Annotated in this window: 5 protein-coding genes; 2 read left to right on the top strand and 3 right to left on the bottom strand. The window is 41.9% G+C overall.

Annotated elements, in window-relative coordinates:
* Positions 1–738: 738 nt before the first annotated feature.
* Positions 739–2,022, bottom strand: coding sequence for an ankyrin repeat domain-containing protein (locus V7K46_RS13450; protein WP_335113827.1), 1,284 nt, complete (start codon positions 2,020–2,022; stop codon positions 739–741).
* A 210-nt stretch (positions 2,023–2,232) separates the two neighbouring features.
* Between V7K46_RS13450 and V7K46_RS13445 the strand changes: the two genes are divergently transcribed.
* On the top strand, positions 2,233–2,703 hold the full coding sequence (locus V7K46_RS13445; protein ID WP_335113825.1) for a DUF4079 domain-containing protein: 471 nt from the start codon (positions 2,233–2,235) through the stop codon (positions 2,701–2,703).
* 62 nt (positions 2,704–2,765) lie between these two features.
* Here V7K46_RS13445 and V7K46_RS13440 read toward each other — a convergent pair whose 3' ends face one another.
* Entirely contained in the window at positions 2,766–3,440 is a 675-nt protein-coding gene (locus tag V7K46_RS13440; protein WP_335113823.1) for a DUF1997 domain-containing protein, read from the bottom strand.
* Between the two features lie 178 nt (positions 3,441–3,618).
* Here V7K46_RS13440 and V7K46_RS13435 point away from each other — a divergent pair, with 178 nt between their 5' ends.
* Positions 3,619–4,275 (top strand): NAD(P)H-binding protein, encoded by a 657-nt coding sequence (locus tag V7K46_RS13435; protein ID WP_335113821.1) that lies wholly within the window; start codon positions 3,619–3,621, stop codon positions 4,273–4,275.
* Between the two features lie 275 nt (positions 4,276–4,550).
* Here V7K46_RS13435 and V7K46_RS13430 read toward each other — a convergent pair whose 3' ends face one another.
* Entirely contained in the window at positions 4,551–7,562 is a 3,012-nt protein-coding gene (locus V7K46_RS13430; RefSeq protein WP_335113819.1) for a S8 family serine peptidase, read from the bottom strand.
* Positions 7,563–7,607 lie beyond the last annotated feature (45 nt).

Below are 7,607 nucleotides of genomic sequence, written 5' to 3'. Positions count from 1 at the left end.
TGATAGTTTTTTTGTTTGCTCGGATCGCATAAGTGAGTTTAATCAAGCTAAAAACCCCCAATCTTACCATAAAATAATTCTGCAAGAGGTCTATTGCCTTGCCCAACGCAGTGGCTACTCTTGCCACCCCACCAAATCTATGATTTGGTAGCCAACTTTCGTAGTTGCGTGTCTGAATCCCTCACTGATAGCCACCGGTAGTAAGTCCCTTGGCGTCTTGATTCTGATTCCTAGATTCTAAATAGGTAAATTCTTCTTCTAATTATTTTTTCTTTGACTCTCTGTAGCGATCGCCCAAATGGCCGCACATCAACCTTTTTTAGTGAATCGTTTGTGTTTAGACTTTAGAATAATACATAAAAAATGATCCTTAGAATACTTTTCTATTCAAGTAAAAACTATATATTTTGCACATCTAGCACAGTAGGAAACGCCGAAGGGGAAACCAGGTAAAAGGTAAAATGTACAAGGTAAAAAGTAAAAGGTAAATTTACTTCTTCATTTTTGCTTTCTTTCTATCCTTGTGACGCAAGCATTTGGCCTGCTCCGTTTTGGCGTTTTTATTTTTCTTTTCTCCGCCGTAGCAAGTTCACAACAGCAACGACGGAGTTTTGCTTTGTTTATTTCTCAGGTAGAGACTTGTTTGTTTTCAACTTCCTTGGTATTTAAGTTAATAACCTTCATTTAATGATTTGTCAAGATATTTATAAAAATATTTTAAATTCAGAATTCAGATGGCTATTCTTGCGCCCCAGCTTTTTGTAGACTCCGTACCACATTCTTATAACCATTAAATTCTGCAATCATCAAAGCAGTATAACCACCACGGTTTTTCAAATTCACATCTGCCCCAGCTTGGAGTAATACCTGCACGATTTCGTCATAACCTGCTGAGGCAGCCCACATCAAAGATGTTGCCCTCGCTGAGTCTTGAAAATTCACATCTGCCCCCTTTGCCAGCAGCAAATGTATAATCTCTGTGTGCTTGCGTTCGGTTGCCTTGATCAAAGCAGTTTTGCCATCATCTCCCGGTGTTTTGGCATCAGCACCATAGTCTAGCAACACTTTCACTGTTTGGGTGTGTCCTTGTGATGCAGCCAACGTCAAAGGTAGTTCACCAAGATTTTTATCATTAATATCTCCCCCAGAACGCAGCAGGGCCTCAACAATTTGGCTATGTCCCTGCAATGCTGCTACAAGCAGTGGCGTATCACCCAGGTGGTTCTTAATTTGAGCATCTGCATCCCTGTTAAGTAACACTTGTACGACATCAATGTAGCCTTCCACAACGGCAAGGTGTAGGGCAGTTTCACCATCTTGATCTTGGAGATTAATCTCGGCACCTCGATCTAGTAAAGCTGCTGCTACCGCACTGTGTCCCGCTGCTGCTGCTGCCGATAGGGCAATTCCACCATTAGCGTTTTTCACATTCACATCAGCCCCTGCTGCTAGCAGTGCTTCCACAATCTTCACATGTCCCAAGTCTGCCGCTAATGTTAAGAGTGTCTCACCCTCCTCATCTCGGATATTGACATCGGCACCAGTTTGGAGAATTGCTTCTATAACTTCTATTTGTCCCTGCTTAACGGCGAGTTTCAAGGCAGTATCATCATCTTTATCCGCGATATTCACCTTCGCACCAGCAGCCAATAAGACTCGCACTATATCTACATGGCCTTTGAGTACTGCTGCCATTAAAGCTGTGCTGCCATCTTCATTAGTGGCATTTACATCAGCACCTTTGGATAGTAAAAGCTGCACAATGTCAAACTGTTTAGCACTAACTGCCAACATCAAAGCTGTCAAACCATAGAGTTTTCTTTTCAAGTCGATATTTGCCCTAGCATCCAGTAGCGATCGCACAATTTCGGTATAGCCTAAATTGGCAGCAAACATTAACGCCGTCGTGCCTTGGCGATCACACGTGTCCACCCTCGCACCAGTAGCCAGTAGCGCACACAGCCCCTTAATATCGCCACTTTTAGCAGCTTTTAGCAGCAAAGTATCGTTGTTTTCAGTCATGGATGAGATCCCACACAGGGGGTTTTGTTCGTCTACCCTTAAAATTCAGTCTGAGATTGTTTATCCACTTTGGCAAGAGGGCGAAGCAAAATAGTAGGGGAGGTGGGAGAACAGAATTTTCCTTATTCTCTTTTACTCTGTGCAGCTTTAACCACAGAAACTAGAGTTATGCTAATTTTTATGAAGATTTAATAATTAGGCGAGAACACGATGAGTCTGCAACTTACTCCATCAATTAAATATTGGCTGAACTTCATTCATCCGGTGCTCATGTGGGCGCTGTTAGCACTCTCAATTTATGCTGCCTACTTGGGGCTGCAAGTACAGCATACCAGAAATGCTCAGGGGGAAGAAAAGAAAGAACTGATTAAAGGTAAATATAACGTCAGACACTACCAAATGGGGTCTATACTCCTAGCTTTGATGGTAGCAGGTACACTCATTGCTATGGCTGTCACTTACATCAATAATGGTAAGTTATTTATCGGGTCTCACCTACTAGCAGGACTGGGTATGACGGGTTTGATTGCATTTTCTGCTGCTTTGTCTCCTTATATGCAGAAAGGGGCAAATTGGGCGCGTGCAACTCACATTTTGTTGAATTCTATCCTTTTGGGACTTTTTGCTTGGCAGGCTGTTACTGGCGTGCAAATTGTCCAAAAAATTCTGACTCAAGCATAGATTAAGTAGTAGTTTGTCATTTGTCACTAATTTTTGACAAATGACAAAAAATAACTATTGAATCACAGCTTTTGCTTAGAATTAACAGGAAAGGGTATTTCCAAAGATTTATGAAAATCTTCTTGAACTTTGCGAGTTAAGCGGCGGGAGACTTGGCGGACGATTTGGTTAAGTAAGCGATCGCCTGTAGATTGAATTATAGACTTGGGTAATCGCTGAATAAACCTGGGAAAGTGCAAATCAACCATTAAATCCAATTCCCATTCAACTCTGGTAACTTCGCCGATGCTAGTGGAAGCATTGTTTTCTATTAATTGTAGAGATGCCCGATAGTCTACGTCGTAACCAGGCGGTTGGTAGTCAGGAATGGGGATTGTACGGATGCGGTAAATACTTTCGTCTGGGGGCAACAATTCCAAACCAATTTTCGGTTCTACTTCATAACCAAAAGCACCAAAACGACCAATTACTAAAGCATAGCCATTTTCCCCAAGTGATTCCACCTTCATGGGTTCAGCGCAACGACAAAACCATGAGGCGTGAGCATTGAGATACTCAGCAACCTTCTCTACTGGGGCAGGCATTTCCATAAAATCTTGATAATGACCAGAAAATTTTGTGAGCGTCGCTACATTTGCTTCTGTTAATGTGTCCTCGGCTTCTTGTTGGCTGGACGCTACAGGTAAAACTGCTTCTGTTATTTCCCAGGATTTATATTCGCCTTTTGTTGAAAGCATAAATGCATTACTGTATATTTTGGCGTTGATCTATATTAATAATTCCCCACATGCCTGGGTGATTTCGCATTCAGATCCCATTTTGACCGAAACCTCATTAATCTGCCATTACCTGCATAGAATTACTAAAATAAATAACTGAACAAGCACACAATAGTTTCCCAGGATAGCATTTCTCATGAAAGCATTTGTAGCAGGGGCAACGGGTGAAACAGGTCGCCGGATTGTGCAAGAATTAATAGCGCGGAATATTCCCGTCCGAGCCTTGGTGCGGGATGTAGAGAAAGCCAGGGGTATTCTGTCTCCTGAAGTCGAATTAGTGGTAGGCGACGTGTTACAACCAGAAAGTCTGACTGCTGGGTTGGGAGATAGCACAGTTGTGTTGGTTGCTACTGGGGCAAAACCTAGCTTTGACCCCACTGGCCCCTATAAGGTAGATTTTGAAGGGAGTAAAAATTTAGTAGATGCTGCTAAGGTAAAGGGAATTGAGCATTTTGTCTTCGTTTCTTCATTGTGTACTTCCCAGCTTTTCCATCCGCTAAACTTGTTTTGGCTGATTTTGGTGTGGAAAAAACAAGCTGAAGAGTATATCCAGAAAAGTGGTCTTACTTATACGATTGTGCGACCTGGTGGGTTGAAGAATGAAGATAACCTCGATGCAATCGTGATGCAGAACGCTGATACACTGTTCGACGGTAGCATCCCCAGGCAAAAAGTCGCCCAAGTTGCTGTTGAAGCGCTGTTTGAAGCAGATGCACGCAATAAACTTGTCGAAATTGTTGCCAAACCTGAAGCAGCCTCAAAAAGCTTTAAGGAGCTATTTCAACAGTGCTGATATCCCAGGGGATTCTATTCCCAACATGATCGGCTCACATTTTCATGGGAAAGCGATGTCTACGACGGGGGTAGCTGCGGCATGTCAAGTAGCTTACCTCATCTAAATTGACCGCCCCTTGATTCCACTCCCGAAAGCGATCGCTTTATATTTACGTGAACGCACCCCATTTTTCACGACAACAAAAAATGCGATCGTTATTTTGGAATTGTAGAAAAGCGATCGCCTTTCTACAATTCCAGTTATGAACCCTTTTTGCCTTAATCTAAACAACCTTATGCAAATTCTGATCGTCCAGAATAAAGATTGCTAAGTTGATTGTTACGGCTTAGTGCCAATGCGCGGCGTACAGCAGCATCTGCATTAACTAAACCATTTCCAAAAGTATTATCCCGACCTGTTGCACCCAAATCCATTGCTGTATCGATCAGAATCTGACGCAATTGCCCCCCATTGAGGCTAGAGTTAACGCTCCAAACCAGTGAAGCAATTCCAGCCATATTGGGATTAGCAGCAGAGGTTCCGCTAAACATTAAGTTCACACTGCCATCTGGTTTCATCGCTGGTGAGTCTGTTGCTGCCATAAGTGTGAGGCTGGAGCCAAAGTTGGAGTAATAAGCTCTATTTACAGATGTAGCATTTGCCAAACCATTCACAGTCGATTGTCCTGAACGCTCAAGCGCCCCTACAGACATCACATTACTGTAAGTAGTTTGAAGCCTTGCAACACCACCACTATAGCGCTGTAGGATACTAGAGTTGTCTATATCAATTCCACCATTACCTGCTGCTATGGCAAATATAGCAATGTCAGAGTTATCTCGGATTAACTGTTCCAGTTGTGCTTGTGTACCACCCTTGGTCAGCCAATTCTCACCTTGAATACCACCTTGGAAAACAACGCGCTGATTCCTGGCTCTTGCATAAGCAATAGTGTCACGAATTGCTTGCTGTAAAGATACGCCATTATACACATCATTCACGTACACACTGCTATTCCAGTTGATGCCAGCAACGCCAGAACCATTGTTAGCCGTTGAAGACATAATACTGATTGCTTCATGTCCATGCCCTGGAGGATCGTAGTTATCATCATCTGTTGGATCAGTGATCAAGCGGTTTGTTGAAATATCCACAACACTACCGCTTTTGCCAGCCGCCGTTAGCACACCTGAATCCAAAGATGATATCAATACGTTATTTGCACCTTGGGTAAAGCGCCATGCACTCCCGACATCAGATACACTTAGATTCCATTGAGAATTGAAGTAAGTATCATTGGTGCGGACTTGCATCTCTAATGTTGAGCCATCACCAAAGCGGAGGCTTTCAATTCCTTGGATGTAGATTTCTCGACCATCAGCTAAAGTTAAATAGTCAAAAGTTGTGCCTCTAAAAATTGCTTGATTAGTTGAATAGAAGGGATTAAAATACCCAAGACTGACGCCATTAATACCAATCACATTAGAGCGGCAAATACCACAGAGATTCAAAGTGTCTGTTCCACCGCGTCCCACAATAACAGCGCCTGTACCTAATCCACCAGAGTAATTAAGTGTTTCACCAGCAAAAGTTCCATAAGTGGTATTGCTAGATTGACTCCAAGACAAAATTTTCATTGATTGGGAACTAGAGAAAAAGTCTTGACCACTGGTAGTGCGAGCGACTGCACGGAATTGATAATCACCTCCCGTTAAGCTGGAGAAGTTAGCGAGGTTGATTAAAGAGTTGGATAAACTAGCTCCAGTCCAAGTTCCTAGATTTATAGTACTACCGTTTTTTAGAGCTTCTAAGCGAACACTTGATAAAGATGTAACATTTGACAAACCATAATTTAACTGAATGGCTCCACCTTGGAAGACACTGTTGATAGTACTGTCACCCGCAGCATCAAAAACATTAAAAGAACTAAAGCTAATGTTAGGAATTGGGTTTGCCGTCAAGCTGAGATTGTAGTTAGTATTGGCACTACTAAAAGGATAAACCCGCGCCAAGTATGTACCTGCACTTAACTGACGGATGATAGACTCGGAACTACTTCCATTGTTAGTAGAACTGGTAATTACATTACCTAAATCATCGAGTAACTGGACATCAGCATCAGCACTTAAACCTGTTAAACTGAGATTGAAGTTACTTTGAGATTCCACAGAGAAGCGATAGTAGTCGTTTGTATCTGCTGCACCTACCCAATCACTAAAACTACGATAAGTATTTAATATATTAATGTTATAAGCTGTACTGATACTATTTCCTGCATAGTCAGGAGGCGGAACAGTACCAACAAGTTGAAAAGCAGAGCTAGTGAGATCTAGACCTGTCACACCATTCAGAATAGCAATGAGTTCATTGTTGTCTAAACGAATTTCTGTATTTTTTCCTACTGTGTTTAAACGATAGCCATAGGCTTGACTAGAATTCGTCACAGAATTAGAAAGCCGTCTGAGTTGAATAGTGTCTTCACCAATCCTGAAATCAGCGATCGCAGCAAGATCACAGCTTCCACTTCGAGTATAATAAGTATTGTTAGCATCTCCAAGAATAAAGCGATCGCTTCCTAGACCACCCAGCAAATCATCTTGCTCAAGAAGACCAGAACCATAGGCATCCAAAACATCATTACCGCTGTTGCCATTGAGGCTGTTATTAAAGCTGTTGCCAGTAAGAATATCGTTTGCACAGTTACCAATTACAGACTTTAATCTTTTTAATACTTCATTAGAGATTTTTTCGTTATTTTTAAGCCGTGCAAGGATGTCACCTTCATCGCCAGGTGAGTCAATATGACTGGTGTAGACATTTAGGAAATGTCCTGTTTCTTCAACAATAACTTTGCCGATAGCGGTTGGATTAGACGCATTCTGCGTCAGAAAAACACTGTTAAGGTAGATTGTGTTACTACTTTTGGCATACGCGCCCGAAGCACCATTCATTTCAGAATTGGAAAGAAATTTCACATCTGGCAAGACACCATAGATTCCACCCAGTATGTCAGCACCTAATGCTTGTGTGCTAACATCAAAGGTTTCTCCAAAGGCAACCTGAGCATTAGCCGCAAAATTAGGATTGAAAATACTCGCAGCAGTGTAAACCAATGCTTGGGTTGGGTTAGTTTGGTTTTGCCATACATTAATCAGCATCTCACCTGCTAACGTTAAAAGTCTCTGGGAATTGAATCCTGTCCAATCCGCTTGCAAAGGATTTACCGAATTATTACCTAAATAATTTGAGGTATTACCAAATGTTGACAAAGATGAATCGATGTGAAATTCTGAATTTTCAAACATCCTTAAATTTGCTCTAAATATTATAAACAAACAATCTTTGACTAA

Source organism: Nostoc sp., from assembly GCF_036917395.1.
Taxonomy (GTDB): domain Bacteria; phylum Cyanobacteriota; class Cyanobacteriia; order Cyanobacteriales; family Nostocaceae; genus Nostoc.
This window is presented reverse-complemented; position numbering and strand designations above follow the sequence as displayed.

Excerpts from the sequence above, each read along its gene's own strand:
- V7K46_RS13450 (WP_335113827.1), bottom strand. The coding sequence starts at position 2,022 with ATGACTGAAAACAACGATACTTTGCTGCTAAAAGCTGCTAAAAGTGGC.
- V7K46_RS13445 (WP_335113825.1), top strand. The coding sequence starts at position 2,233 with ATGAGTCTGCAACTTACTCCATCAATTAAATATTGGCTGAACTTCATT.
- V7K46_RS13440 (WP_335113823.1), bottom strand. The coding sequence starts at position 3,440 with ATGCTTTCAACAAAAGGCGAATATAAATCCTGGGAAATAACAGAAGCA.
- V7K46_RS13435 (WP_335113821.1), top strand. The coding sequence starts at position 3,619 with ATGAAAGCATTTGTAGCAGGGGCAACGGGTGAAACAGGTCGCCGGATT.
- V7K46_RS13430 (WP_335113819.1), bottom strand. The coding sequence starts at position 7,562 with ATGTTTGAAAATTCAGAATTTCACATCGATTCATCTTTGTCAACATTT.